Genomic DNA, 24,882 nt, shown 5'->3' on the forward strand with positions numbered 1-24,882 from the left:
GGCTGTGCCCCGTTGGCTTGGCCGGACCGTCGTGCCACCCTGTGGTGGATCCGAAGGGGAGGCGACGACGTATGGACGGCGCACGATCGGTGAACGAGGACACGGAGCGGGGCGGTTCCGCGCGCGGGGAGGCATCCGGCACGGGGGAGAGGCTCGCCGACTGGGCCGACGGGCGGCTCGGGCTGTACGCGCTGGCCAAGGCCAACATGCGCAAGGTCTTCCCGGACCACTGGTCGTTCATGCTGGGCGAAATCTGCCTCTACAGCTTCCTCGTCCTGATCCTCACCGGCGTCTATCTCACCCTGTTCTTCGAGCCGAGCGCGGCCGAGGTCGTCTACCACGGCTCGTACGAGCCCCTCAACGGCGTGGTGATGACCAGGGCGTACGAGTCGACGCTCGACATCAGCTTCGACGTGCGCGGCGGGCTGCTGATCCGGCAGATCCACCACTGGGCGGCGCTGGTGTTCGTCGCCGGCATGCTCGCGCACATGATGCGGGTGTTCTTCACCGGCGCCTTCCGCAAGCCCCGCGAGCTCAACTGGCTGTTCGGCTGGACCCTGCTGTTCCTCGGCATCATCACCGGCCTGACCGGCTACTCGCTCCCCGACGACCTGCTGTCCGGCACCGGCCTGCGCTTCGCCCAGGGGGCGATCCTGTCGGTCCCGGTCGTCGGAACGTATCTGGCGTTCTTCCTGTTCGGCGGGGAGTTCCCGGGCCACGACATCATCCCGAGGCTCTTCCCGGTGCACGTCCTGCTGCTGCCGGGGATCATGCTGGGCCTGGTGGTCGCGCATCTGATCCTGGTCTTCTACCACAAGCACACGCAGTATCCGGGTCCCGGCCGGGAGAACAGGTCGGTGGTGGGGATGCCGTTCCTGCCGGTCTACATGGCCAAGGCGGGCGGCTTCTTCTTCCTGGTCTTCGGCGTCCTGACGCTCATGGGCGGCATCGCCAGCATCAACCCCGTGTGGGCCTTCGGGCCCTACCGCGCGGATCTGGTGACCACGGGTGCGCAGCCCGACTGGTACCTGGGCTTCTCCGAGGGACTGATCCGGGTGATGCCGGGATGGGAGATCAACCTCTGGGGCCACACCCTGGCGCTGGGCGTCTTCATCCCCTTCTCGCTCTTCCCGCTGATCCTGCTCGCCCTCGGCGTGTACCCGTTCATCGAGGCGTGGATCACCGGCGACAAGCGCGAGCACCACATCCTGGACCGGCCGCGCGACGTACCCGTGCGCACCGGCCTGGGGGTCGCCTGGCTGAGCCTGTACGCCGTGCTGCTGATCGGCGGCGGCAACGACATCGTGGCCCTGCGTCTGCACCTGTCCATCAACGCGATCACCTGGTTCGTGCGGGTGTCGGTGTTCGTGGTGCCGGTGCTCGCCTTCATGGTGACCAAACGGATCTGCCTGGGCCTCCAGCGCCGCGACCGGGACAAGGTGCTGCACGGCAGGGAGACCGGCACCATCAAACGGCTCCCGCACGGGGAGTACGTCGAGGTCCACCAACCCCTCTCGCAGGCCCACCTGTTCACCCTCACCCAGCACGAGCAGCACCCGCCGTACGAGATCGGGCCGCTCGTCGACGCCCAGGGGGTGCGGCGGCCGGTCCGGGTCTCCCAGCGGGTGCGGGCCCGGCTGGCGCGGGCGATGTTCGGGCCCGGGACCCGGGTCGAGAAGCCGACCCCCGAGGAGTACCGGCAGATCACCAGCGGCGATCACCACCACTGAGAACGGCGCTCCGGCAGGTGTCCGGGTCGCCCCACGCGGTCCGCAGGGCGCGGGCCTTGGTGAGCCACAGGGACAGGTCGTACTCCGCCGTGTAACCGATCGCGCCGTGCAGCTGGAGCGCCGTCCGGGCGGTGGCGTACGCCGCCTCGCACGCGGTGACCTTGGCGGCGGCCACGTCGTCCGCGGCCATCGTCACGGCGGCACCGAGGACGAGCGGCCGGGCGAACTCCAGCGCGATCTTCGCATCGGCCAGCCGGTGCTTGACGGCCTGGAACGAGCCGACGGGGACGCCGAACTGGGTGCGCTGCCTGACGTACGCGACGGTCCGGTCCAGGAGTGCGAGGCCGACGCCGAGGGCCTGCGCGGCGGTGGCGAGGCGGGCCCAGTCGAGGGCACGGGAGGCCGCCGCGTCGACCTGCGCTCCCGCGGCGAGGAGTTCCCCGCCCGGCGGGAGAGGGAAGAGCCGACGGGCGGGATCGAGCGAGGGGCGGAGCCCGCCGCCGGGGAAGGGGACGCCGGGTGCGGGGGCCAGACGCAGCTCGGGCCCCTGGTGCGCGGGGGGTGGTATGGAGGCTTGGGCCGCATGGTTCGTCGGGGTTCCGGAGGGGTGGGCCGCATGGTCTGTCGGGGTTCCGGAGGGGTGGGCTTCACGGTCTGCCGGGGTTCGGGAGGTGTGGATCCCGTGGTCTGTCGGGGGGCGGGAGTCTTCGGTCCTGTGGTCTGTCGGGGGGCGGGGGACTGGGGTCGCGTGGTCTGTCGGGGGGCGGGAGCTTCCGGCCCCGTGGCTCGTCGTGGTTCCGGAGTCCTCGGCCCCGTGGCTCGTCGGAGTACCGGGGGGTTCGGGTGGCCGGGCCGGGGGGTGCGGGGACGAGACCGTCAGCCGTATGTCCGCCGCGTCCGCGTCGAGTGCGTACGGGCCCTGTGCCAGGGTGGCCGCCGACTCGCCCGAGGCCAGGGCGGGCAGCAGGCGTGCGGCCGGGCCCGTGTCGTCCAGCCGGGACAGCAGCGCCGCGGCACTCACCGTCTCCACCAGGGGACCCGGTACCGCATGCCGCCCCAGCTCGACGAAGGCGACGGCGAGTTCGACGGGCCGCGGTCCCATCCCCCCGTACACCTCCGGGACGGCGAGCGCGAAGACGCCGGCCTCGGCGACCCGGGACCACAGCGCGCGTCCGCTCCGGTGGTCGCCGCGGCTCCAGTCCCGTACGACGGACGGGGTGCCGGCGGACGTCAGGAGGGCGGTCAGCGCGTCGGCGAAGGCGCGTTGCTCGGTGGTGAGGAGGAACCGCATCAGCGGCGTCCCCTCGGCAGGCCCAGCAGGCGTTCGGCGATGATGTCGCGCTGGATCTCGTTCGTGCCGGCATAGAGGGGACCGGCGAGGGAGAAGACGTACCGATCGGCCCACTCGGTGTCCGCCAACTCGCCTTCCGGGCCCAGGAGATCGAGGGCGGTCTCGGTGAGCGCGATGTCGTACTCGGACCAGAACACCTTGTTCATGCTGGACTCCGGGCCGGGGGACGCTCCGTCGAGGTGGCGGGAGGCGGCGGCGTACCCGAACAGCTGGTAGGCGCGGGCGCCGATCAGGGCGTCGGCCACCCGGCTCCGCGTGGCGTCCGGGCAGCCTCGCGCCCGCCACAGCGCCACCAGCCGGTCGGCGCCCGCCAGGAAGCGGCCGGGGGAGCGGAGCGTGAGCCCGCGCTCGTTGCCCGCCGTCGTCATCGCCACCCGCCAGCCCTCGCCGGGCTCGCCGATCACGTCCTCGTCCGGGACGAACACCTCGTCCAGGAACAGCTCCGCGAAGGCCGGTTTCCCGTCGAGGCGGCGGACGGGGCGGACGGTGACGCCGGGCGCCCGCAGGCCGAACATCAGGTAGGTCAGTCCCTGGTGGGGTTTCGGCCGGTCCGGGTCGCTGCGGAACAGGCCGAACGCGCGGTCGGCGAACGCGGCCCGCGAGGACCACGCCTTCTGGCCGCTGAGCAGCCAGCCGCCGCCGGTGCGCACGGCCCTCGACCGCAGGGACGCCAGGTCCGAGCCCGCCTCGGGCTCCGACCACGCCTGCGCCCAGACCACCTCACCACGGGCCATGGGCGGCAGCACCCGCGCCCGCTGCTCCTCGGTGCCGTGGTCGAAGAGGGCCGGCGCGAGCAGGCCGATGCCGTTCTGGCCGACGCGGCCCGGCGCGCCCGCCGCGTAGTACTCCTCCTCGAAGAGCAGCCACCGGACCAGGCCCGCGTCCCGGCCGCCGTAGGCCGCGGGCCAGTTCACCACCGACCAGCGGTCCGCGGCGAGTCCGGCCTCCCACGCGCGGTGCGCCGCGAAGCCCTCCGCGGTCTCCAGGGAGGGCAGCGGGACGGACGGCACATGCGCCCTCAGCCAGCCGCGGGCCTCGGCCCGGAAGGCCTCCTCTTCCTGCGTGAGGGCGAGATCCATCGGCGGCCGTCCTTCATGGGGAGTCTTCCCTAACAAGTGTTTGGTAGGTTAGCGTGGCCCCATGACAGGCGTCGAGAGTCCGGCGTACGTGCCCGGGCACGGGCTGCTGAGCGGACGTACCGCCGTCATCACGGCGGCCGCGGGCGCCGGGATCGGCGGGGCGACCGCCCGCCGCTTCCTGGAGGAGGGCGCGCGGGTGCTGATCAGCGACGCGCACGCGCGGCGGCTCAGGGAGCACAGTGCCCGGCTGGGCGGCGAGTTCGGCGCGGAGCGGGTCGGCGCGGTGCCGTGCGACGTCACCGACGAGGGGCAGGTGCGGGCGCTGTTCGAGGCGGCGGTGCGGGACCACGGCCGGCTCGACATCGTGGTCAACAACGCCGGTCTGGGCGGCACGTCGGACCTCGTCGGCATGACCGACGAGCAGTGGTCGCGGGTGCTGGACGTGACGCTGAACGGCACCTTCCGGTGCACCCGGGCGGCCCTCGGGTCGATGAAGGCGGCCGGCACCGGCGGGGTGATCGTCAACAACGCCTCCGTCGTGGGCTGGCGCGCCCAGGCCGGGCAGGCGCACTACGCCGCCGCGAAGGCGGGGGTGATGGCGCTGACCCGGTGCGCCGCCCTTGAGGCGGCCGGGTTCGGGGTGCGGGTCAACGCCGTGTCGCCGAGCCTCGCCGTGCATCCGCACCTGGCCAAGGTGACGACTCCCGAGCTGCTGGCGGAACTGACGGGCCGCGAGGCCTTCGGGCGGTACGCCGAACCCTGGGAGGTGGCCAACGTGATCGTGTTCCTGGCGTCGGCCTACTCCTCGTACATGACGGGCGAGGTCGTCTCCGTCAGCGGTCAGCATCCCTGAAGACCGGAGCAGCCCACAATGGATCCGTGCCTACGAAGAAGAAGCCCCAGGTGACCGCGGCCGAGCCCGCCGCGGCCGTCACCGGTCGCGACCGCCGCCGCGAACTCCTCGACACCGCCGCCGAGGTCTTCGCCGAACAGGGCTACAACGCCACCACCGTGCGCAAGATCGCGGACCACGCGGGCCTGCTCGCGGGCAGCCTCTACTACCACTTCGACTCCAAGGAATCGATGCTGGAGGAGATCCTGCGCACCTTCCTCGACGAGCTGTGGGACGGCTACGACACCGTCCTCGGCGCCGGGCTCGGGCCGCGCGAGACCCTCGAAGCGCTGGTCACCGAGTCGTTCCGGGAGATCGACCGGCACCGGGCCGCCGTCGCGATCTACCAGAAGGAGAGCCGGCAGCTCGTCGCGCAGGAGCGGTTCCTCTTCCTCGCCGACTCGCAGCGCAGGTTCGAGAAGGCGTGGCTGTCCACGCTGGAACGCGGGGTCGCCGCCGAGGTGTTCCGGGCCGACCTCGACGTGCGGCTCACCTACCGGTTCGTGCGCGACACGGTGTGGGTCGCCGCGTCCTGGTACCGGCCCGGCGGACAGCACAGCCCGAAGGAGATCGCCCGGCAGTACCTGTCGATGGTGCTGGACGGGATCGCCGTACGCGAATAGCCCTTAAGGGTGAGGGAGTTGCCATGGCCGAGGCCTACATCGTCGAAGCGGTCCGGACGCCCGTCGGGCGGCGCGGGGGAGGACTGAGCGGGGTCCACCCGGCCGACCTGGGCGCGCATGTGCTCAAGGAGCTGGTGGCGCGGGCCGGGGTCGATCCGGCCGCCGTGGAGGACGTCGTCTTCGGCTGCCTGGACGCCGTCGGGCCGCAGGCGGGGGACATCGCGCGGACCTGCTGGCTGGCGGCCGGGCTGCCCGAGGAGGTGCCGGGGGTGACGGTGGACCGGCAGTGCGGCTCCTCGCAGCAGGCCGTGCACTTCGCCGCGCAGGCCGTGCTGTCCGGGACGCAGGACCTGGTCGTGGCGGGCGGGGTGCAGAACATGTCGCAGATCCCGATCGCCTTCGCCACCCGGCGGGCCGCCGAGCCGCTCGGCTTCACCGAGGGCCCGTTCGCGGGCAGCGAGGGCTGGCGGGCGCGGTACGGGGACCGGGCGGTGAACCAGTTCGCCGGCGCGGAGATGATCGCCGCGAAGTGGGGCATCACCCGGCAGGACCAGGAGGAGTTCGCGCTGCGCTCCCACCGGCGGGCGCTGCGGGCGATCGACGAGGGGCGCTTCGAGCGGGAGATCGTGGCCTGTGGCCAGGCCGCCGTCGACGAGGGCCCGCGCCGGGACACCTCGCTGGAGAGGATGGCCGGCCTGAAGCCGGTCATCGAGGGCGGCACGGTCACCGCGGCCTGCTCCTCGCAGGTCTCCGACGGGGCCGCGGCCATGCTGCTGGCCTCGGAGCGGGCGGTGCGGGAACACGGGCTGCGGCCCCGCGCGCGCGTGCACCATCTCTCCGTGCGCGGCGAGGACCCCATCCGCATGCTGACCGCGCCGATACCGGCCACCGCGCACGCCCTGAAGAAGACCGGCCTGTCCCTCGACGACATCGACCTCGTCGAGATCAACGAGGCGTTCGCCCCGGTCGTCCTGGCCTGGCTGAAGGAGACCGGCGCGGATCCCGGCAGGGTCAACGTCAACGGCGGGGCCATCGCCCTCGGCCATCCCCTGGGCGCCACCGGCGTGAAGCTGATGACGACGCTGCTGCACGAACTGGAGCGCACCGGCGGCCGGTTCGGCCTCCAGACGATGTGCGAAGGCGGCGGGCAGGCGAACGTCACGATCATCGAGCGGCTCTGAAAAGCGGCGGGAGGCAGGCCGGCCGGCCATGTGGCGGACAGGGCGGTGTGGCGGTCGGCCAGCCACGTGGCGGAGACGCCGGTGTGACGGTCGCGAGCGGCTGTGACGCTCAGGGGCCGGGTGACGCGCAGGGGTTGGCCCCGAGCCTTGCCCGCACCTCCTCGGCCTCCTTCATGATCCGCTCCACCAGCTCCGCGCACGACGGCAGGTCGCCGATCACCCCGGCGACCTGCCCGGACGCCATGACCCCGAGATCCGTGCGGCCGTCCACCATCGCCGACCTCAGCAGCATCGGCGTGTTCGCGGCGAGCAGGACCTGACTCCACGTCAGGTCCCGGCCGTGCTTCATGGCGAGGCCGTCACGGACCATCCGCCGCCAGGTCAGCCCCGACAGCTTCCGGAAGCCGGCTGCTTTCCGCGCGGCCCGCAGCAGGGCCGTCACGCGGCCGGAACGCTCCAGGGCGGCGACCAGGTCCGTCCGCAGCATGCGGTGCGGCAAGCCGTCGACGGCGGTGGTGACCGTGACGTCCCCGACCGTCGCCGCCAGGTACCTCGCCTGCACCGCGCCGGGGACCGTGGAGTCCGAGGTGAGCAGGAACCGGGTGCCCATGGCCACGCCGGACGCCCCGTAGGCCAGCGCGGCGACCAGGCCGCGTCCGTCGAAGAAGCCGCCCGCCGCCACGACCGGGATGTCCACCGCGTCCACCACCTGCGGCAGCAGCACCGTCGTCGCCACCTCGCCGGTGTGTCCGCCGCCCTCGCCGCCCTGCACGATCACCGCGTCCGCCCCCCACCCGGCGACCTTCTCGGCGTGCCGGCGGGCACCCACGGACGGGATGACGACGACCCCCGCCTCCTTGAGTGAGGCGATCAGTTCGGGGGAGGGCGCGAGGGCGAAGGACGCGACCCGCACCCCTTCCTCGATCATGATCCGCACCCGGTCACCGGCGTCGGCGGCGTCGGCCCGCAGGTTGACCCCGAAGGGCGCGTCGGTGCGGGACCTCACCTCGCGCACCGCCGCGCGCAGCTGGTCCGGGGTCATCGTCGCGGAGGCCAGGATGCCGAGCGCCCCGGCGTTCGCCGTCGCCGAGACCAGGCGGGGGCCCGCCACCCAGCCCATCCCGGTCTGTACGAGCGGATGCCGGACGCCGGCCAGCCGGGTGAACGCGGTCTCCATCAGATCCCGGCCTCTCAGATCCCGACCTCGGTGGCCCGGGTGTTCCCCGGGTCGAGCACCTCGCGGATCAACTCCAGCTCGTGGTGCGTCGGTGCGCGGGTGTACGGCACCTCGCCCGGGACGGCCAGCCCGAAACCGGTGGCCTCCCTGACCTGGTCCACGGTGACCCCGGGATGCAGCGAGGCCAGCCGCATCGAGCGGTCGGGGGTGGCGAAGTCGAAGACGCCGAGGTCGGAGACGACCCGGGGGATCCGGTGGAAGCGGGCCGTCCGCGGATGCTCGGCGGCACGGTCGTACCCCACCCCGCACACCAGGTCGACCCGCTCGACGAAGACCCGCCGTGAGTGTCTCGGGATCCAGTAACTGGTCGGATGGTTGAGGGTGTTGACGGGGGCGCCGCGCACCCCGAGCAGCTGCCGCGCGGGCCGGTCCCAGTCACCGACGCAGGAGATGTTCTGGTTGCCGTACCGGTCGATCTGGCTCGCGCCCATCATCACGTGGCGCCGGCCGCCGGTGACCAGGGTGAGGTGCTGCCGGTAGGGCAGCCAGCCCTCGACGGTGCCGTCCGGGCCGACGAGCAGTGCCTCGCCGTCGGTCAGCAGCAGGTCCGGCGCGAAGGTGCGGCGGGCGAGGCGGGCGCCCACGGACGGGATCACGCCCATCGGGCTCGCCAGGATCTCGCCCGCGTCCCGCCACGCCTCCGCGCAGGCGATCACGCAGTACTCGGCGCGGGTGGGCGGGGCAGGGGGAGCGTGCGGCACGGTGGTCATGTCCCCGCCCCCGCCCCGGCCCCCGCTGCCTCGTGCCACGCCCGGACGGCCGACCGGTACGCCCGTTCGTCCCCGTTCAGGAACCGCGCCGCGAACTGCGCCCACGGCGTGCTCGCGTACTGCTTCTGGAACGCCTCGTCCCGGCCGTAGTCGGGGACGCAGGACGTGAAGTGCGCGCCGTCGGGAGCCTCGACGACCCCCGTCACCGTGTGGCGTTTGACCAGCAGGGTCTGCGGTGCCGCCGCCTTCGTCAGCTCGGCGGTGTCCACGATCCGCTCGCAGGACACGTACGCGGTGTCGGCCGCCGCGCAGAACAGGTCGTCGAAGTACGGGTCCGGGCCCAGGTACTGGCCGTTGCCCTGCCGGTCGGCGCGGCTGACGTGCACCAGGGCGGCGTCCATCCGCAGCGCCGGCATCGCCACGAACGTCTCCCCGTCGTCGTAGGGCGACGTCACCGTGCGCAGAGCGGGGCCGACCCGCATCACGTCCGAGGCGATGCCGGCCCGCACCGGCAGGAAGGGCAGCCGGTTGGCCGCCGCGGTCAGGCCCCACAGGAACATCGCCTCGTCGACCTCCCTCAGCTCCAGGGCGCCGCCCTCACGGGCCGCCCGGTAGTGCGGTTCGAGCGGGATCGAGTCGAGGGTGACGAACGCGGTGACCAGCGTGCGGATCCGTCCGGCGGCGGCCAGCATGCCCACGTCCGGGCCGCCGTACGAGACGATCGTGAGATCGGTGATCCCGGACCGGAGCACCGCTCTGACCAGGGCCATCGGCTTGCGGCGGGAGCCCCAGCCGCCGATGCCGAGGGTCATGCCGCTCGCCAGCCGGGAGACGGCCTCATCGGCGGTCATCGTCTTGTCGCCCACCTACACCCGCTCCTTGCCGAAGTCGTCGCGCACCCGGCCGGCCACCCCGGTGAGACCGGCCTCGAAGGTGAAGCCCTGCTCGAAGCGGTAACTGCGGCGCACGTCCACCGGGTCGATGCCGTTGAGGGCGGCCTTGGCCAGGCGCAGCAGCTCCCCGTCCTTGGCGGCGATCTCACCGGCCAGCTCCAGGGCCGCCGCCCGCAGGTCCGCGCGCTCCACCACCCGCCACACCGACCCGTGCGCGTGCAGGTCAGCCGCGCTCACCGTGCGCGAGGTGTAGTACAGCGTCCGCATCAGGTGCTGCGGGACCAGCCGGGCCAGATGGGTGGCGGCGCCCAGCGCCCCCCGGTCCAGCTCGGGCAGCCCGAAGGCGGCGTCCTCGCTCGCCACGATCGCGTCCGCGTTGCCCACCAGGCCGATCCCGCCGCCCAGGCAGAAACCCTGCACCGCCGCCACCACGGGCACCTCGCACTCGTACACCGCCGCGAACGCCTCGAAGCAGCCGCGGTTGGCGCCGACCAGCGCACTGTGCCCCCGTGCCTGTATCTCCTTGAGGTCCACGCCCGCGTTGAAGCCCCGCCCCTCGGCGGCCAGCACCACACACCGCGTCCCCGGGTCCCGGCCGGCCGCGCGCACCGCGTCGGCCAGCGCGAACCAGCCGCGCACCGGCAGCGCGTTCACCGGCGGGACGTCGACCGTGACGACGCGGACCCCGGGCGTGGGGGCCATGACGGAAATCCCCTTTTCCGGGGACGGGGTGGAGACACCCATGGGCGCATCAGCTACCTTTCCACCAAACGTTTGTTAGGTGAAGGGTAGCGGTGCATGGAGCTGCACGGGAAGGTCGCGGTCGTCACCGGCGGCACCCGCGGGGTCGGCGCCGGGATCGCGCGGGCCCTCGTCGCGGCGGGCGCCCACGTCGTGGTCTGCGCCCGCAGACCCCCCGAACAGCCCCTCGCGGGCACCGAGTTCACCCCCGTCGACCTGCGCGACCCGCCCGCCGTACGGCACTTCTTCGCCGCGCTGCCCCGCCTCGACGTGCTCGTCAACAACGCGGGCGGCACCCCCCACCGGCTCCTGGCCGGCGCGGACGCCGAACGGCACGCCCGGGTCGTCGAACTCAACCTCCTCACCCCGCTGACCGCCTCGCTCGCCGCGTACCAGCACCTCAAGCGGGCCGGCGGATCGGTCGTCATGATCGGCAGCGTCAGCGGCAGCCGCCCCTCGCCCGGTTCGGCGGCCTACGGGGCGGCCAAGGCGGGCCTGGAGCACCTCGCCCGGTCGATGGCCGTGGAGTGGGCGCCCGAGGTCCGCGTCAACACCCTCGTCGTCGGCATGGTCCGCACGGAACTGTCCCACCTGCACTACGGCGACGCGGACCGGATCGCCGCGGTCGCCCGTACCGTCCCGCTCGGCCGCCTCGCCGACCCCCGCGACGTCGGCGCGGCCGCGGTCTTCCTCGCCTCCGACGCCGCCGCCTACATCAGCGGGGCCAGCCTCCTCGTGCACGGGGGCGGGGAGCGGCCCGCGTTCCTGGACGCCGCGACCACGCACCGGGAGGCCTGACATGAGCGGACTCTGCGACGGACGGGTCGTCGCCGTCACCGGCGCGGGCCGCGGACTGGGCCGGGCCCACGCCCTCGCGTTCGCCGCCGAGGGCGCCAAGCTCGTCGTCAACGACCTCGGCGTCGGCCTCGACGGCACGCCCGGCGCCGACAGCCCGGCCGGCCGGGTGGCGGCGGAGATCCGCGCGGCGGGCGGCGCGGCGGTCGCGCACGGCGGCGACATCGCCACGAGCGACGGTGCCGCCTCCCTGGTACGGACCGCCGTGGAGACGTACGGCCGTCTCGACACCCTCGTCAACAACGCCGGCTTCCTGCGCGACCGCATGCTCGTCAACCTCGACGAGGACGACTGGGACGCCGTCCTGCGCGTCCATCTCACGGGCCACTTCCTGCCCCTCAAGCACGCCGCCGCACACTGGCGGGCCGAGACCAAGGCGGGCCGCACACCCGAGGCACGGATCGTCAACACCAGCAGCGGGGCCGGCCTGTCGGGCTCGGTGGGGCAGGGCAACTACAGCGCGGCGAAGGCCGGGATCGTCGGGCTGACGCTGGTGGCCGCGGCCGAACTGGCCCGCTACGGCGTCCTGGTCAACGCCATCGCGCCGGCGGCGCGGACCCGGATGACGGAGCAGACGTTCGCCGAGGCGATGGCGAGCCCCGCGCAGGGCTTCGACGCCATGGCCCCCGAGAACGTGTCACCGCTGGTGGTGTGGCTGGGCTCGGCCGCGAGCGCCGGTGTCACCGGACGGGTCTTCGAGGCGGAGGGCGGCCGGATCACGGTGATGGAGGGCTGGCGCGCCGGACCGAGCGCCGACAAAGGGGCACGGTGGACTCCGGGGGAGGCGGGAGAGGCGGCACGGCGGCTGCTGACGGAGGCGGGGGTGCCCCGGGCGGTGTACGGGGCGTAGGAGAACACCGGCCGGGCACCGCGGTGGCCGGTGCGCGCACCGCCGACGGCAGACCCCCGCAGCACGCACCCGCACCTACGTGTCGCACTCCAGTACCGTCCGGCACAGCGCGCACCGCGCCCGGACCCGCCCCCGTACCGCCACCCTGATCCGCTGATGGCAGGTCGGGCAGGGGAAGGACACCCGCAGCCGCCCGCTCCCGTCGGGGGTGAACGCGTAGGGGGCGTCGGGCCGCGCCCCGGGGCCGGCCCCGGGGCCGGCCTGGCGGCGGTCGTGGGCGTAGCGGCGCCGGCCCGCCCATCCCGCCGCCGTCAGCGGCGGCTGCTGCCCGTCCTGGCGGGCCCGCGCCATGCCCTTGACGTACGCCGTGTAGGCCTGCGCGCTGGTGAACCACACCGAGGGGTCCTCGCCGAAGAGCAGGGCCCGCTTGGCGAGAACGTAACCGAACTCCTCCGGCGTGAGATACCCCAGCTTCTGCGAGGACGCCGCGTCCTCCCGGTAGGCGTCCAGCAGCAGCCACCCCGCGCCCAGATACGTCGTCGCCGTGTCCGTGAGGATCTCGTTGTCACGGGTGCCGGGGAAGGACAGGCCGAGCCGGTGCAGATACACGTGCATCACCTCGTGCGCGAGAGCCGCCCCGATGTCCCGGCGGTGGGTGCGGAAGCGGTCGTTGAGCTCGACGAAGTACTCCGGACCCGCGGTGAGCTCGACGTTCGCCGCGTGCGACATCTCGCGGAAGCCGACGACCAGCCGGGCGTCCGGCAACCGGTAGTGCCGCACCAGCTCACGGGCCACCCGCTGCGCCCCCAGATACAGGTCGTCGGTGTCACAGAACGCCACGTCGACGGGGGCCACACTGGTCGCGAACGTCTGGACGGTGTCGTACGACAGCCGCCTGTACAGCGCGGTGATGGCGGCCCGCACCGTCTCCAGATGCGGGTAGCCGTGCTCGACCGGTCCGTCGTTCGCCACGCCCGTACCCCCAAGACGCCGTGAACCCGATTCCACTCTACGGGGACGCCGACGGAACCTCCCCGCCTTCAACGGCCGCACGACCGGCGCCGGCACACCGCAGGACCTCACCGTCCGCGCCGACGACGACGCGGGGGAACTGGGGGCGGGCTCACCGCGCGGGTGCGGGGCCGGTGCCGCGTGGCCGAGACGCTGTGGGGAGGCGATCCTCCCCAGGGTCTCCGCCCGTCCGCCGGCCCGCGCACCCTCGACCACCACGTCGCCGTCGTCATCAGCGCCGGTCCGGCCGGCACGCGGCCCCCGACGGCCGCCGCACCACCGTCACCGCGCCCGGGCCGCTGTGGCTCACCCCCGGCGTGCCGCACCCCCGCGCGCCCGACCCCGGCACCGGCCCCGGCCGCGACGACGGCTGCGTCGACTTCACCGGGCCCGCCACCGCAACCGCCAACGCCCTCCGACGGCTGGAGCGGCCAGGTCCCCGGCCCCGCCGATCCACCCGTGATCGAACGGCAGCACGCCCCGTAATGTGGTCGCCCATGACCACCAGCAACACCGGCACCCAGGACGTCGACCCCGCGGTCCGCGAGGAACTCGCCCGGCTGCGCGACAGCATCGACAACATCGACGCGGCCGTCGTCCACATGCTCGCCGAACGCTTCAAGTGCACCCAGCAGGTCGGCCACCTCAAGGCCCGGCACCAGCTGCCGCCCGCTGACCCGGCCCGCGAGGCCCGCCAGATCGAACGCCTGCGCGCCCTCGCGGAGAACGCGAAACTCGACCCGGCCTTCGCCGAGAAATTCCTCAACTTCATCGTCGCCGAAGTGATCAGGCACCACGAGCGCATCGCCGAGGACGCCGTGAACGGCTCGGCGCGACCGGCCGGTTGACCTCCCACGACGCCCCGGGGACGTGACACGGGAGCTTCCGAGAGGCATGCTGCGCTGTGCACTCCTTGTCAGCCGACGAGCACTCCCCGTCAGCTGACCGGACATACGCTGGGTTGTCCACGAGGGAGGGACGTCGGGTCATGCCGCCGGATGCCAGGATCCTCATCGTCGACGACCACGAAGACACGCTGTACGCCCTGGAGAGCGCCCTGGCCCCGCTGGGCTACCGGCTGGCCCGCGCCACCAGCGGCGACGAGGCACTCAAACAGGTGCTGCGCGGCCACGTCGGCCTCCTCCTGCTCGACGTACGCATGCCCGGCGTCAGCGGCCTCGACGTCGTGCGCTACATGCGCCGCGTGGAACAGACCCAGCACATACCGGTCATCCTGCTCACCGGCTTCGGCCCCGACCAGGAACTGGCCTCCGCAGCCTTCGGCCTCGGCGTCGCCGACCTCGTCATGAAACCCATCGACCCGTGGGCCCTGCGCACCAAAGTCCGCTACCTGTTCGACACCCACCAGCGCCACCTCGCCCTCGAACACGAGGTACGCGCCCTGCGCACCCTGGCCAAGGACCACACCGAGACCGCGAAACCTCCCCCGCGCCCCGCCCTGCCCCACCCGGACGCCCGGGTTCCGCTCCAGCGCGCGCAAGAGGCGCACACCGGGCAGCTCGAACAGGACCGGACATAGGCCGCGTACCGATCCGCCCCTGTGCCTTGCCCACGCCATCAGGCAGCATGGCCTGCATGTCCGTACTGACGCGCGCCGAAGCGCAGACCCGTGCCAGGCTCATCGACGTCCACCGCTACACGATCGACCTCGATCTGACCGCCGGGGACGACACCTTCGACTCCCGCACCGTCATCCGGTTCACCGTGCGCGCGGACCAGGACGCCACGGACACCTTCGTCGAGGTCAAGCCCGCCACCCTGCGCACCGTCAGCCTCGACGGACAGCCCCTGGACCCGGACACCCTGGACGAGAACCGGCTCCCGCTGAAGAACCTCCTCCCCGGCGAGCACGAACTGCGCGTCGACGCGAGCATGCGCTACTCCCGCACCGGCGAGGGCATGCACCGCTTCACCGACCCCACCGACGGCGAGAGCTACGTCTACACCCAGCTGTTCATGGACGACGTCCAGCGCGTCTTCGCCGCCTTCGACCAGCCCGACCTCAAGGCCGTCTTCGACCTCACCGTCACGGCCCCCGAAGGCTGGACCGTCCTCGCCAACGGCATCACCGACCACCTCGGCGACGGCCGCTGGCAGGCCGCGCCCACCCCGCTGATCTCCACCTACCTCGTCGCCGTCGCCGCCGGCCCCTGGCACTCCGTCCGCACCGAACACCGCGGCCTGCCCTTCGGCATCCACTGCCGCCGCTCCCTGGCCCCGTACCTCGACGCCGACGCCGACGAACTCCTCGACATCACCCGCCAGTGCTACGACCGCTACCACGAGAAGTTCGAGGAGCCCTACCCCTTCGACTCCTACGACCAGGCGTTCGTCCCCGAGTTCAACGCCGGCGCCATGGAGAACCCCGGACTGGTCACCTTCCGCGACGAGTTCGTCCACCGCTCCGCCGTCACCGACACCGAACGCCAGACCCGCGCCGTGGTCATCGCCCACGAGATGGCCCACATGTGGTTCGGCGACCTCGTCACCCTGCGCTGGTGGGACGACATCTGGCTGAACGAGTCCTTCGCCGAGTACATGGGCTACCAGACCCTCACCGAAGCCACCCGCTTCACCGACACCTGGACCGACTTCGGCGTCGCCCGCAAAGCCTGGGGCTACGACGCCGACCAGCGCCCCTCCACCCACCCCGTCGCCCCCGAAGCCGTCGACGACACCGCCGCCGCGCTGCTGAACTTCGACGGCATCTCCTACGCCAAGGGCGCCTCCGCCCTGCGCCAGCTGGTGACCTGGCTCGGCGAGAAGGACTTCCTGGCCGGCATCAACACCCACTTCGCCCGCCACAAGTTCGCCAACGCCACCCTCGCCGACCTCATCGACTCCCTCGCCGCCCACACCGACCGGGACGTCCACGCCTGGGCCGACGCCTGGCTGCGCACCACCGGCGTCGACACCCTCACCCCGCGCATCACCCCCGACGGCGGCACCTGCACCCTCACCGTCGACCACACCGGCAGCCGCCCCCACCGCATCGCCGTCGGCCTCTACGACCAGGACGTCACCGACGAGATGCACCACCTCGTCCTGCGCGAACGTCTCGACCTCGACGTCCCGCAGACCGCAGCCGGCGGACCCCACCCCATCGGCAAGCGCCCCGCCCTGCTCCTCCTCAACGACGGCGACGTCACCTACGCCAAGATCCGCTTCGACCCCGAATCCTTCCGGACGGTCACCACCGCCCTCTGCGGCCTGCCCGAACCGCTCACCCGCGCGGTCGTGTGGAACGCCCTCAGGGACGCCGTCCGCGACGGCGAACTGCCCGCCGCCGCCTACCTGGAGGCCGCCCGCACCCACCTCCCGCACGAGACGGACCTCGCCCTCGTCCAGGGCGTCCTCGCCTTCGCCTCCGTCCAGGTCGCCGACCGCTACCTCACCCCCGAGGAGCGCCCCGCCGCCCTGGCCACCCTCACCGCCCTGTGCCGCGACCTCATCCGCCGCACCGAGGACGGCGACCACCCCGGCCTGCGCCTGATCGCCGTACGCCACTGCATCGACGTCGCCGCCCACCCCGACACCCTCGCCGCCTGGCTCGCCGACGGCACCGTGCCCGGCGGACCCGAACTCGACCCCGAACTGCGCTGGCGCGTCCTCGGCCGGCTCGCCGTCCTCGGCGCCACCGACGAGGCCGCCATCACCGCCGAACTGGAACGCGACCCCAGCGCCACCGGCCAGGAGGGCGCCGCCCGCTGCCGGGCCGCCCTGCCCGACGCGGACGCCAAGCGCCGGGCGTGGGACGCCATGTTCGCCACCGACGACCTGTCCAACTACCTGTTCACCGCCACCGCCCAGGGCTTCTGGCAGCCCGAACAGACCGACCTGGTACGGGAGTACGTACCGCGCTACTTCCAGGACGCGGTCGCCGTCGCCGCCCGCCGCGGCCCCGCCATCGCGGACGCCGCCGGCCGCTGGGCCTTCCCCGCCCACGCCATCGACGCCGACACCCTGCACCTGGGCGAACAGTGCCTGCGCGACGCCGACCCCATCCCCGCCCTGCACCGCAAACTCACCGACCAACTCGACGACCTGGCCCGCGCGCTCCGCGTACGGGAGGCGTAGGACCACGACACGGGCACGGCGGGTCCCCGCCGCCCGCACCCACGTGCGCCCAGTGAGCCGGGGACCACACGGAAGCCTCCGGTCGTGAACCCAAGAAGCCTCGGTCAGCCGCGCCCTGCCCCTCAGGGACCTGAGGGCGGGCCCGTTGAGGAGAGCGGCAGCGGGGCCGGACGCCAGCGGGGGTCGGGCGGCGGTCCGGGACAGCGAGCAACGGGCCCCGGGCGGTATCGCGGGCCCGTGGGCGGCAGCCGCCGTGACGGCCCGGCGACTCCCACTCACGGCCGAAGCCCCGCGAAAGGACAGTCCGGGTCAGCAACGGCGTCCGGAAGCCGCAGCCCCCGCCGCGGCCCCGCCCGCCTGCCTCCTCACCGCCGAAGCCCCGCACGGGCACACGTACCCCCTTTCGGGTTCTGATCGTTGAACCTCCCGGGCGCGCCCACGCGACCGCGTACAAGCTGGAACCACCCGGCCCCAGCAGCGCCCCGGAGGACACCGATGAGCATGCCGCCGCTCGCCTCAGGACCCGAAGGCCCCCACGCCCTGCGGCCGTTGCTCGACACCGTCCTCGACGCGCTGCGCGACGGCACCCGGGCCCGCGGCGGACCACTCCCGGCGGGCGGCCCGGAAACGGTCGCCGCACACGTCCGGGACGCGGTCGGCGACGTCCTGCCCGAGGAGGGCGACCCGGACGCCCTACGACGCCTCGTCACCGCCCTCGCCGAGGGTTCCGCCGACCCCGCCCACCCCCACTGCGCCGCCCACCTGCACTGCCCGCCCCTCGCCGTCGCCACCGCCGCCGACCTCGCGGCCAGCGCCCTCAACTGCTCCCTCGACTCCTGGGACCAGGCCCCGGCCGCCTCCGCACTGGAGGCCCTGGTGACCCGGGCCCTCGCCCGGGAGGCCGGCGCCGCCGACGCCCTCGTCACCACCGGCGGCACCGAATCCAACCACCTCGCCCTCCTCCTGGCCCGCGAACGGCACGGCGCAGGCATCCGCCTCGTCCACGGCGCCAACGCCCACCACTCGCTGCCCCGCGCCGCCTGGCTGCTCGGACTGCCCGACCCCGTCGTCGTGCCCGCCCCCGCCGGCACCCTCGACCCCGCCGCCCTCGACGAAGCCCTCACCACCCTGCCCGGCCCCCTGCTCGTCGCCGCCACCGCCGGCACCACCGACGCCGGACTCATCGACCCCCTGCCCGAGATCGCCGCCCTGTGCACGGCCCACGCAGCCCGCCTCCACATCGACGCCGCCTACGGCGGGGGACTCCTCCTCAGCGACCGCCACCGCCACCGGCTCACCGGACTCGAAGCCGCCGACACCGTCACCCTCGACCTGCACAAACTCGGCTGGCAGCCCATCGCCGCCGGCCTCCTCACCGTCACCGACCCGCACGACCTCACCGCCCTGCACCAGCACGCCGACTACCTCAACGCCGACGACGACACCGACGCCGGACTGCCCGACCTCCTCGGCCGCTCCCTACGCACCAGCCGCCGCCCCGACGTCCTCAAGATCGCCGTCACCCTCACCACCCTCGGCCGCACCGGCCTCGGCGCACTCGTCGACCAGGTCTGCGACCGGGCACAGCAACTGGCCGCCCTCGTCCACGCCCACCCCGGCTACGAGCTGTACGACCGGCCCACCATCAGCACCGTCCTGTTCCGGCCCGCCGGCGCCACCGACGACACCGTCGCCGCCGTACGCCGACGCCTCCTCACCGAAGGCCGCGCCGTCCTCGGCCGTGCCCGCCTCGACGGCCGGCTCTGGCTCAAGGCGACCCTCCTCAACCCCCACACCCGACCCGACGACCTGGCCGGGCTCCTGCACCTCGCGGAAGGAACCACCCCCCGATGAGCCACCCCCCACTCCACCAACCCGACCGGCCCCGCGACCTCGTCGGCATCGGCATCGGCCCCCTCAACCTCTCCCTCGCCGCCCTCGCCCACCCCCTCACCGACCTCGACACCGTCTTCTACGAACAACACCCCGCCTTCGACTGGCACCCCGGCCTGCTCATCGAAGGCGCCACCATCCAGGTCCCCTTCCTCGCCGACCTGGTCACCCTCGCCGACCCCACCAGCCCCTGGAGCTTCCTCCACTACCTCAAGGCCCGCGAGCGTCTCTTCCCCTTCTACTTCGCCGAGCGCTTCCACATCCAGCGCGCCGAATACGACGCCTACTGCCGCTGGGTCAGCGAGAACCTCCCCGCACTGCACTTCGGCCACCAGGTCGACGCCGTCCGCTGGAACCCCGAACGCGACGTCTTCGAAGTCGACTTCACCCAGCTCGACACCGACGGAGAAGCCGAAGCCCTCGGCCGCACCTACACGAGAAACGTCGTCCTCGGCATCGGCACCGAGCCCTACGTCCCCGAACCGCTCGCACCCCTCGTCGAGACCCCCGCCGTGCCCGTCGTCCACGCCGCCGACTACCTCGACCACCGCGACACCCTGCTCACCGCCGGCCACGTCACCGTCATCGGCTCAGGACAGTCCGGCGCCGAGATCTTCCTCGACCTGCTCCGCCACCGCCCCGCAGGCCGCGAACGACTCCACTGGCTCGGCCGCACCGAGGCCTTCGCCCCCATGGAGTACTCCAAGCTCGGCCTCGAACACTTCACCCCCGACTACACCCGCTACTTCCACGCCCTCCCCGAAGCCGTCCGCGACCGCCTCGTCACCGCCCAGTGGCAACTCCACAAAGGCATCGAGGCCGCCACCATCGCCGCCATCCACGACGAGCTCTACCGCCGCAGCCTGCACGGCGGCTGGCCCGACGCCGTCCTCACCCCCGGCGTCCGCGTCCGCACCGCCGGCCGCATCGCCACCACCAAGGTCGAACTCCACCTCGAACACATCCAGCAGCACACCCGCTCCCGCCTCACCACCGACGCCGTCGTCCTCGCCACCGGCTACCGCGAACGCCCCCTCGACCGCGTCCTCGCCGGCCTCGACCCCTACCTGCGCCGCGACAGCCGCGAACGCCCCCGCGTCGACGAACAGTTCCGCCTCGTCCTCGACCCGTCCGTCACCGGCTCGGTGTACGTCCAGAACGCCGCCCGGCACGCTCACGGCGTCGGCACCCCCGACCTCGGCCTCGCCGCCTGGCGCAGCGCCACCATCCTCAACTCCCTCACGGACCACGACCCCTACCCGCTGCCCACCCGAACCGCCTTCACCACCTTCGGACTCGAACCCCAGCCCCACGTCCCCCCGGCCCGACAGGCCCCCCGGACCCTCACCCCACTCGTCGACAGAAGGTGAGAAGCACCCTGCGAGACGCCGACGGCGCCGGCGAGAACACGCTCGCCGACGCCGTGGACGTCACCCCTCCGAACCCCCGCCGGACCCGCCGGACCCCTAGAACACCGGCGTACCGTCCCGCGTCAACGTCCAGTCCACCGACGCGAACTCCTTCGGATCCAGCACACCCTTCTCCGTCACCCACTCCGCGATCCGCGTCCGGATCTCCGTCGACTCCGACCACACCTCCCGCGCCGACGCCACATGCGGGAACGCACCCCCACCATTCGCCCGGTAGTTGTTCACCGCCAGCACGAACTGCTGCGCGTCATCCAACGCCGCACCCCCGTACGACAGATTCCTGATCCGCGCACCCGCCGGCTGCGCGATGTCGATCTCGTACGACAGCCCCGACACATAGTCGTAGTTGTAATCCGGACGACCACCCGCATTCGTCAGCTTCGCCACGTCGACCACCGCGTCCGCCGCCGTCTGCACGAAATACTGCGCCGAGTACTCCAGGTACGCCCGGATCTGCGCCCCCGTCATCACCTTCGCGACCAGCGTGTTGTCATACACGTACAGACTCGACAGATCCCGGATCGTCACATCCCCGGCCGGAATCGCCGACGTCCGCGAGAACGGCGACGCCTGCGCGATCACCGGCACCGACGCGAACTCCGTACCCGCCAGCGCCGCCCTGACCACGTCCTCCTGCACCCTGGTGATCAGATCGATGATCGGCGCGTCCTTGTACCGCGCCTCCACCGTCGTCAACGTCTCCGTCGCCGTACCGACCACCTGGTTCACATACGCCACGACCACATCGTGATCGTCCTTCAGCAACCTGGTGATCCGCGGATCGTCGGCGACCGAGTTCGAGTTCCGCACTGACGCCTTCACCGACTCGACCCGCCAGCGCCCCTTCACGAACTCCAGCTCGAAGTCGAACAACGACAGCCGCTCCGCATACGCCAGCGGCTCCGACAGCACCACCGTCTTCCCGGACTTCTCGTTCGTGACCAGCAGCTCCGGAATCTCCACATGCGCGTGCCCGACGAGAATCGCGTCGATCCCCGGCACCTGCCGCGCCACCAACGCCGCCGAGTTCTCCACATACGGCAACTGATCACCGTACGACGACGTACCCGACGACCCGGAATGCGCCGACACCACCACCACGTCCGCACCCATCGACCGCAGCTTCGGCACCCACTTCGCCGCCTGCTCCTCCAGCCCCGGGAACGTCAGCCTGCCCTGCACATACGCCTTGTCCCAGATCGCGATACCAGGATTGGTCAGACCCAGAACCGCCACCGTCACCGGCGGCGCACCCTTCACCGGGAACTTCTTGATGAAATACGGCGGAAAAGCCGGCTTCAGCGTCTTCGCGTCCAGCGCGTTCGCACCCAGCAGCGGAAAATCACACTGCTCCTCGAACTTCCGCAGCGTCTCGATGCCGTAATTGAACTCGTGGTTGCCGAGCGCCACCGCGTCATACCCGATCGCGTTCATCGCCGCCGCCATCGGATGCACCGGACCGCCCTCGGCGGTGATCGGATCCACCTTCGCGTAGTAATACGTCAGCGGAGTGCCCTGAATCGTGTCCCCGGCATCCAGCAACAGCGTGTTCCCCCGGCCCTTCTCTTCACGGACCTGGTTCACCAGCGTCGACACCCGCGCCAGACCCTGCGCGTTGCCCTGCGCGTCGGCGTACTCCGCGTCCTTGAAGTAGTCCCAGTTGAAGACATGACCGTGCAGGTCGGTCGTGCCCATCACCGTCAGCGCGTACCGCTTCGACGGCCTCGGCCCCTTCTTCGCCTCCGCGGCCTGCGCCGCCGGAGCCGCCACCGCACCCGCCAGCGCCACCCCCGCCCCGGTCACGGCGGACTTCTTCAGGAACTTCCGGCGATTCAGGCGATTCAACGGCATGGCTCGAACTCCTCGGGACGGATCAATGACGCGCGTAGATTCTGACCCGCGCACGCCCGACCAGAACAGACCCCGCAGGTTTCGATCTGGTGACCAACAACGACCGCGAACACAGAGCGACTGACACAGTGGGACGCATGACCACCGAACCGGCCGACGACACCCGCCCCGCCGTCCCCTACGGCACCCCCGACGCCCCCCGCATCGCCGTCCGCGGCGAAGCCCGCCTCGAAGTCGACCCCGAAATCGCCCGCATCACCGTCACCGTCGCCTCCCGCGGCAAAGACCGCCGCGCCGCCCTCGACGACCTCACCCGCCGCAACACCACCGCCCTCAACCTCATCAAAACCTACGGCGAAGCAGTCGAACGACTCGAAACCGGCGCCTTCTCCATCACCCCCCAACTCAAAGAAGGCCGCGGCGAACGCGTCCACGCCTACCACGGCCGCGTCCACCTCACCGCCGAACTCACCGACTTCACCGCCCTCGGCGAACTCACCACCCGCCTCGCCGACCTCGACCTCACCCGCGTCGACGGCCCCTGGTGGGCCCTGCGCCCCGACTCACCCGCCCACCGAGAAGCCCGCCAACAAGCAGTACGCGAAGCCGTCCAACGCGCCCGGGAATACGCCGAAGCACTCGGCACCACCCTCGCCGCCCTCGTCGAACTCGCCGACATCGGCGCCGAGAACACCCCACCCGCCTACCCCGCCGCACCCGCCGGCCGCATGCGCTCCATGGCCCACGCCGTCGAGGAGACCGCCGCCGCCCCCCTCGACCTCGAACCCCAACGCCAACGCGTCCACGCGCATGTCAACGCCCGCTTCACGATGGTGCCCCCGCACCTGTGACCGCACCTGCGACCACACCCCCCCCGACCGCACAGGAACACGCCCCTCGAACACCCGTCGGAGGGTCCTCGCGCACCCTTCAACCCTCGACAACAACCCTTCACCCAAAGGTGGTTGAGCAGCCACGCCCAACGAATTCCCTACCCACCGGTAAGCCCTAGGGTCGCCTCATGCGCCGAGCGAAAATCGTCTGCACCCTGGGCCCCGCAACCGACTCGTACGACCAGATCAAAGCCCTGGTCCACGCCGGAATGGACGTCGCCCGCCTCAACCTCAGCCACGGCACCCACGCCGAACACGAGGAGCGCTACCACCGCGTACGCAAGGCCTCCGACGAGACCGGCCGCAGCGTCGGCGTCCTCGCCGACCTCCAAGGCCCGAAGATCCGCCTCGGCCGCTTCGCCGAAGGCCCCGTACTTCTCGAACGCGGCGACACCTTCACCCTCACCACCGACGAGGACACCGAAGGAGACCGCCACACCTGCGGCACCACCCACGCCGGCCTCGCCACCGACGTCACCCCCGGCGAACACATCCTCGTCGACGACGGCAGAGTCAGCCTCCAGGTCACCGAGATCGACGGCCCCCGCGTCCACACCACCGTCATCGAAGGCGGCATGGTCTCCGACCACAAAGGCCTCAACCTCCCCGGAGTCGCGGTGTCCGTCCCCGCCCTCTCCGGCAAGGACGAAGCCGACCTCCGCTGGGCCCTGCACGCGGGCTGCGACATCATCGCCCTCTCCTTCGTCCGCGGCGGCCGCGACATCCAGGACGTCCACCGCATCATGGACGAGGAAGGCCGACGCCTCCCCGTCCTCGCCAAAATCGAGAAACCCCAGGCCGTCGAAGCCATCGACGACATCGTCGCCGCCTTCGACGGCATCATGGTCGCCCGCGGCGACCTCGGCGTCGAAATGCCCCTCGAACAGGTCCCCCTCGTCCAGAAACGCGCCATCAAACTCGCCAGACGCAACGCCAAACCGGTCATCGTCGCCACCCAGATGCTCGACTCCATGATCGAGAACTCCCGCCCCACCAGGGCGGAGGCGAGCGACGTCGCCAACGCCGTCATCGACGGCACCGACGCCGTGATGCTCTCCGGCGAGACCAGCGTCGGAAAATACCCCGCCGAAACGGTCCGCACGATGGCGAAGATCGTCGAAGCGGCCGAGGAGGACATCCTCACCAAGGGCCTCCCACCCCTGACGGAACGCAACAAGCCCCGCACCCAGGGCGGCGCCGTCGCCCGAGCGGCAGCCGAGATGGGCGACTTCCTCGGCGCCAGGTTCCTGGTCGCCTTCACCCAGTCCGGCGACACGGTCCGCCGCCTGTCGCGCTACCGCTCCCCGATCCCGCTCCTCGCCTTCACCCCCGAACCGGCCACCCGCTCCCAGCTCAGCCTCACCTGGGGGGTCGAGACCTTCCTCGGTCCCCACGCCGACTCGACCGACGCGATGGTCGCCCAGGTGGACGAACTGCTGCTGAAGTACGGCCGCTGCGACAGGGGCGACACGGTCGTCATCACCGCCGGCTCGCCGCCCGGGGTCTCAGGCTCGACGAACCTGGTGCGGGTGCACCACATCGGGGAGGACGACAAGTAGCCCGG

The 24,882-nt window shown here is 72.2% G+C and carries 21 protein-coding genes; 13 read left to right on the forward strand and 8 right to left on the reverse strand.

Annotated elements, in window-relative coordinates; genetic code table 11:
• The first annotated feature begins 71 nt into the window (after positions 1-71).
• Positions 72-1,730 (forward strand): cytochrome bc1 complex cytochrome b subunit, encoded by a 1,659-nt coding sequence (qcrB, locus tag ACWD0J_RS02215; RefSeq protein ID WP_451493801.1) that lies wholly within the window; start codon positions 72-74, stop codon positions 1,728-1,730.
• Here qcrB and ACWD0J_RS02220 read toward each other — a convergent pair.
• Both ACWD0J_RS02220 and ACWD0J_RS02225 read right to left on the reverse strand, forming a co-directional pair.
• Positions 1,705-3,021 carry an acyl-CoA dehydrogenase family protein gene (locus ACWD0J_RS02220; RefSeq protein ID WP_451493802.1) on the reverse strand — a complete coding sequence of 439 codons (1,317 nt, stop codon included), beginning with the start codon at positions 3,019-3,021 and terminating at the stop codon, positions 1,705-1,707. The genes qcrB and ACWD0J_RS02220 overlap by 26 nt on opposite strands.
• Entirely contained in the window at positions 3,021-4,160 is a 1,140-nt protein-coding gene (locus ACWD0J_RS02225; protein WP_451493803.1) for an acyl-CoA dehydrogenase family protein, read from the reverse strand. The genes ACWD0J_RS02220 and ACWD0J_RS02225 overlap by 1 nt, the downstream gene beginning before the upstream one ends.
• 61 nt (positions 4,161-4,221) lie before the next feature.
• Between ACWD0J_RS02225 and ACWD0J_RS02230 the strand changes: the two genes are divergently transcribed.
• The 3 genes from ACWD0J_RS02230 to ACWD0J_RS02240 are packed head-to-tail and all read left to right on the forward strand — an operon-like array spanning position 4,222 to position 6,856.
• Positions 4,222-5,013 (forward strand): SDR family oxidoreductase, encoded by a 792-nt coding sequence (locus ACWD0J_RS02230; RefSeq protein WP_451493804.1) that lies wholly within the window; start codon positions 4,222-4,224, stop codon positions 5,011-5,013.
• 26 nt (positions 5,014-5,039) lie between these two features.
• The gene (locus tag ACWD0J_RS02235; protein ID WP_451493805.1) at positions 5,040-5,675 is read left to right on the forward strand and encodes a TetR/AcrR family transcriptional regulator; all 636 of its coding nucleotides are present in this window, start codon (positions 5,040-5,042) and stop codon (positions 5,673-5,675) included.
• A gap of 23 nt (positions 5,676-5,698) precedes the next feature.
• Positions 5,699-6,856, forward strand: a complete 1,158-nt coding sequence (locus ACWD0J_RS02240; protein ID WP_451493806.1) for an acetyl-CoA C-acetyltransferase — start codon at positions 5,699-5,701, stop codon at positions 6,854-6,856.
• Positions 6,857-6,965: 109 nt separating this feature from the next.
• On the opposite strand, the gene ACWD0J_RS02245 is transcribed toward ACWD0J_RS02240, so the two are convergent.
• The 4 genes from ACWD0J_RS02245 to ACWD0J_RS02260 are packed head-to-tail and all read right to left on the reverse strand — an operon-like array spanning position 6,966 to position 10,440.
• Positions 6,966-8,033 carry an NAD(P)H-dependent flavin oxidoreductase gene (locus tag ACWD0J_RS02245; protein ID WP_451493807.1) on the reverse strand — a complete coding sequence of 356 codons (1,068 nt, stop codon included), beginning with the start codon at positions 8,031-8,033 and terminating at the stop codon, positions 6,966-6,968.
• Positions 8,034-8,047: 14 nt separating this feature from the next.
• Positions 8,048-8,803, reverse strand: a complete 756-nt coding sequence (locus tag ACWD0J_RS02250; RefSeq protein WP_451493808.1) for a CoA-transferase subunit beta — start codon at positions 8,801-8,803, stop codon at positions 8,048-8,050.
• Entirely contained in the window at positions 8,800-9,669 is an 870-nt protein-coding gene (locus ACWD0J_RS02255) for a CoA transferase subunit A (protein ID WP_451493809.1), read from the reverse strand. The genes ACWD0J_RS02250 and ACWD0J_RS02255 overlap by 4 nt, the downstream gene beginning before the upstream one ends.
• Positions 9,670-10,440, reverse strand: coding sequence for an enoyl-CoA hydratase family protein (locus ACWD0J_RS02260; RefSeq protein WP_451493810.1), 771 nt, complete (start codon positions 10,438-10,440; stop codon positions 9,670-9,672). It lies immediately after the preceding gene.
• Between the two features lie 54 nt (positions 10,441-10,494).
• Here ACWD0J_RS02260 and ACWD0J_RS02265 point away from each other — a divergent pair, with 54 nt between their 5' ends.
• The gene (locus tag ACWD0J_RS02265; RefSeq protein ID WP_451493811.1) at positions 10,495-11,235 is read left to right on the forward strand and encodes an SDR family oxidoreductase; all 741 of its coding nucleotides are present in this window, start codon (positions 10,495-10,497) and stop codon (positions 11,233-11,235) included.
• A gap of 1 nt (position 11,236) precedes the next feature.
• Positions 11,237-12,142: an SDR family oxidoreductase gene (locus tag ACWD0J_RS02270; protein ID WP_451493812.1), complete on the forward strand. Its 906-nt coding sequence runs from the start codon at positions 11,237-11,239 to the stop codon at positions 12,140-12,142.
• A 75-nt stretch (positions 12,143-12,217) separates the two neighbouring features.
• Here ACWD0J_RS02270 and ACWD0J_RS02275 read toward each other — a convergent pair whose 3' ends face one another.
• On the reverse strand, positions 12,218-13,114 hold the full coding sequence (locus ACWD0J_RS02275) for a hypothetical protein (protein WP_451493813.1): 897 nt from the start codon (positions 13,112-13,114) through the stop codon (positions 12,218-12,220).
• A gap of 536 nt (positions 13,115-13,650) precedes the next feature.
• On the opposite strand from ACWD0J_RS02275, the gene ACWD0J_RS02280 reads away from it, so the two are divergent.
• The 5 genes from ACWD0J_RS02280 to ACWD0J_RS02300 all read left to right on the forward strand — a co-directional run bounded on the left by ACWD0J_RS02280 (position 13,651) and on the right by ACWD0J_RS02300 (position 20,514).
• Positions 13,651-14,001: a chorismate mutase gene (locus tag ACWD0J_RS02280; RefSeq protein WP_451493814.1), complete on the forward strand. Its 351-nt coding sequence runs from the start codon at positions 13,651-13,653 to the stop codon at positions 13,999-14,001.
• A gap of 140 nt (positions 14,002-14,141) precedes the next feature.
• A complete protein-coding gene (locus ACWD0J_RS02285; RefSeq protein WP_451493815.1) occupies positions 14,142-14,693 on the forward strand; it encodes a response regulator in 552 nt (183 codons plus the stop codon).
• A gap of 56 nt (positions 14,694-14,749) precedes the next feature.
• Positions 14,750-17,251, forward strand: a complete 2,502-nt coding sequence (pepN, locus tag ACWD0J_RS02290) for an aminopeptidase N (RefSeq protein WP_451493816.1) — start codon at positions 14,750-14,752, stop codon at positions 17,249-17,251.
• 495 nt (positions 17,252-17,746) lie between these two features.
• Positions 17,747-19,105, forward strand: coding sequence for a pyridoxal phosphate-dependent decarboxylase family protein (locus ACWD0J_RS02295; RefSeq protein WP_451493817.1), 1,359 nt, complete (start codon positions 17,747-17,749; stop codon positions 19,103-19,105).
• Positions 19,102-20,514 (forward strand): lysine N(6)-hydroxylase/L-ornithine N(5)-oxygenase family protein, encoded by a 1,413-nt coding sequence (locus ACWD0J_RS02300; protein ID WP_451493818.1) that lies wholly within the window; start codon positions 19,102-19,104, stop codon positions 20,512-20,514. The genes ACWD0J_RS02295 and ACWD0J_RS02300 overlap by 4 nt, the downstream gene beginning before the upstream one ends.
• 96 nt (positions 20,515-20,610) lie before the next feature.
• Here ACWD0J_RS02300 and ACWD0J_RS02305 read toward each other — a convergent pair whose 3' ends face one another.
• Positions 20,611-22,425 (reverse strand): bifunctional metallophosphatase/5'-nucleotidase, encoded by a 1,815-nt coding sequence (locus tag ACWD0J_RS02305; RefSeq protein WP_451493819.1) that lies wholly within the window; start codon positions 22,423-22,425, stop codon positions 20,611-20,613.
• Between the two features lie 137 nt (positions 22,426-22,562).
• Here ACWD0J_RS02305 and ACWD0J_RS02310 point away from each other — a divergent pair, with 137 nt between their 5' ends.
• Both ACWD0J_RS02310 and pyk read left to right on the forward strand, forming a co-directional pair.
• Positions 22,563-23,276, forward strand: a complete 714-nt coding sequence (locus ACWD0J_RS02310) for an SIMPL domain-containing protein (RefSeq protein WP_451493820.1) — start codon at positions 22,563-22,565, stop codon at positions 23,274-23,276.
• Positions 23,277-23,446: 170 nt separating this feature from the next.
• Positions 23,447-24,877 (forward strand): pyruvate kinase, encoded by a 1,431-nt coding sequence (gene pyk / locus ACWD0J_RS02315; protein ID WP_451493821.1) that lies wholly within the window; start codon positions 23,447-23,449, stop codon positions 24,875-24,877.
• Positions 24,878-24,882: the final 5 nt, after the last annotated feature.

This window comes from Streptomyces sp. NPDC003011 (genome assembly GCF_053591515.1).

Coding starts and splice junctions, on each gene's coding strand:
- ACWD0J_RS02240 (WP_451493806.1), top strand. CDS start 5,699: ATGGCCGAGGCCTACATCGTCGAAGCGGTCCGGACGCCCGTCGGGCGG.
- ACWD0J_RS02285 (WP_451493815.1), top strand. CDS start 14,142: ATGCCGCCGGATGCCAGGATCCTCATCGTCGACGACCACGAAGACACG.
- ACWD0J_RS02220 (WP_451493802.1), bottom strand. CDS start 3,021: ATGCGGTTCCTCCTCACCACCGAGCAACGCGCCTTCGCCGACGCGCTG.
- qcrB (WP_451493801.1), top strand. CDS start 72: ATGGACGGCGCACGATCGGTGAACGAGGACACGGAGCGGGGCGGTTCC.
- ACWD0J_RS02245 (WP_451493807.1), bottom strand. CDS start 8,033: ATGGAGACCGCGTTCACCCGGCTGGCCGGCGTCCGGCATCCGCTCGTA.
- ACWD0J_RS02260 (WP_451493810.1), bottom strand. CDS start 10,440: ATGGGTGTCTCCACCCCGTCCCCGGAAAAGGGGATTTCCGTCATGGCC.
- ACWD0J_RS02300 (WP_451493818.1), top strand. CDS start 19,102: ATGAGCCACCCCCCACTCCACCAACCCGACCGGCCCCGCGACCTCGTC.
- ACWD0J_RS02230 (WP_451493804.1), top strand. CDS start 4,222: ATGACAGGCGTCGAGAGTCCGGCGTACGTGCCCGGGCACGGGCTGCTG.
- pyk (WP_451493821.1), top strand. CDS start 23,447: ATGCGCCGAGCGAAAATCGTCTGCACCCTGGGCCCCGCAACCGACTCG.
- ACWD0J_RS02295 (WP_451493817.1), top strand. CDS start 17,747: ATGAGCATGCCGCCGCTCGCCTCAGGACCCGAAGGCCCCCACGCCCTG.
- ACWD0J_RS02265 (WP_451493811.1), top strand. CDS start 10,495: ATGGAGCTGCACGGGAAGGTCGCGGTCGTCACCGGCGGCACCCGCGGG.
- pepN (WP_451493816.1), top strand. CDS start 14,750: ATGTCCGTACTGACGCGCGCCGAAGCGCAGACCCGTGCCAGGCTCATC.
- ACWD0J_RS02305 (WP_451493819.1), bottom strand. CDS start 22,425: ATGCCGTTGAATCGCCTGAATCGCCGGAAGTTCCTGAAGAAGTCCGCC.
- ACWD0J_RS02280 (WP_451493814.1), top strand. CDS start 13,651: ATGACCACCAGCAACACCGGCACCCAGGACGTCGACCCCGCGGTCCGC.
- ACWD0J_RS02310 (WP_451493820.1), top strand. CDS start 22,563: ATGACCACCGAACCGGCCGACGACACCCGCCCCGCCGTCCCCTACGGC.
- ACWD0J_RS02270 (WP_451493812.1), top strand. CDS start 11,237: ATGAGCGGACTCTGCGACGGACGGGTCGTCGCCGTCACCGGCGCGGGC.
- ACWD0J_RS02250 (WP_451493808.1), bottom strand. CDS start 8,803: ATGACCACCGTGCCGCACGCTCCCCCTGCCCCGCCCACCCGCGCCGAG.
- ACWD0J_RS02225 (WP_451493803.1), bottom strand. CDS start 4,160: ATGGATCTCGCCCTCACGCAGGAAGAGGAGGCCTTCCGGGCCGAGGCC.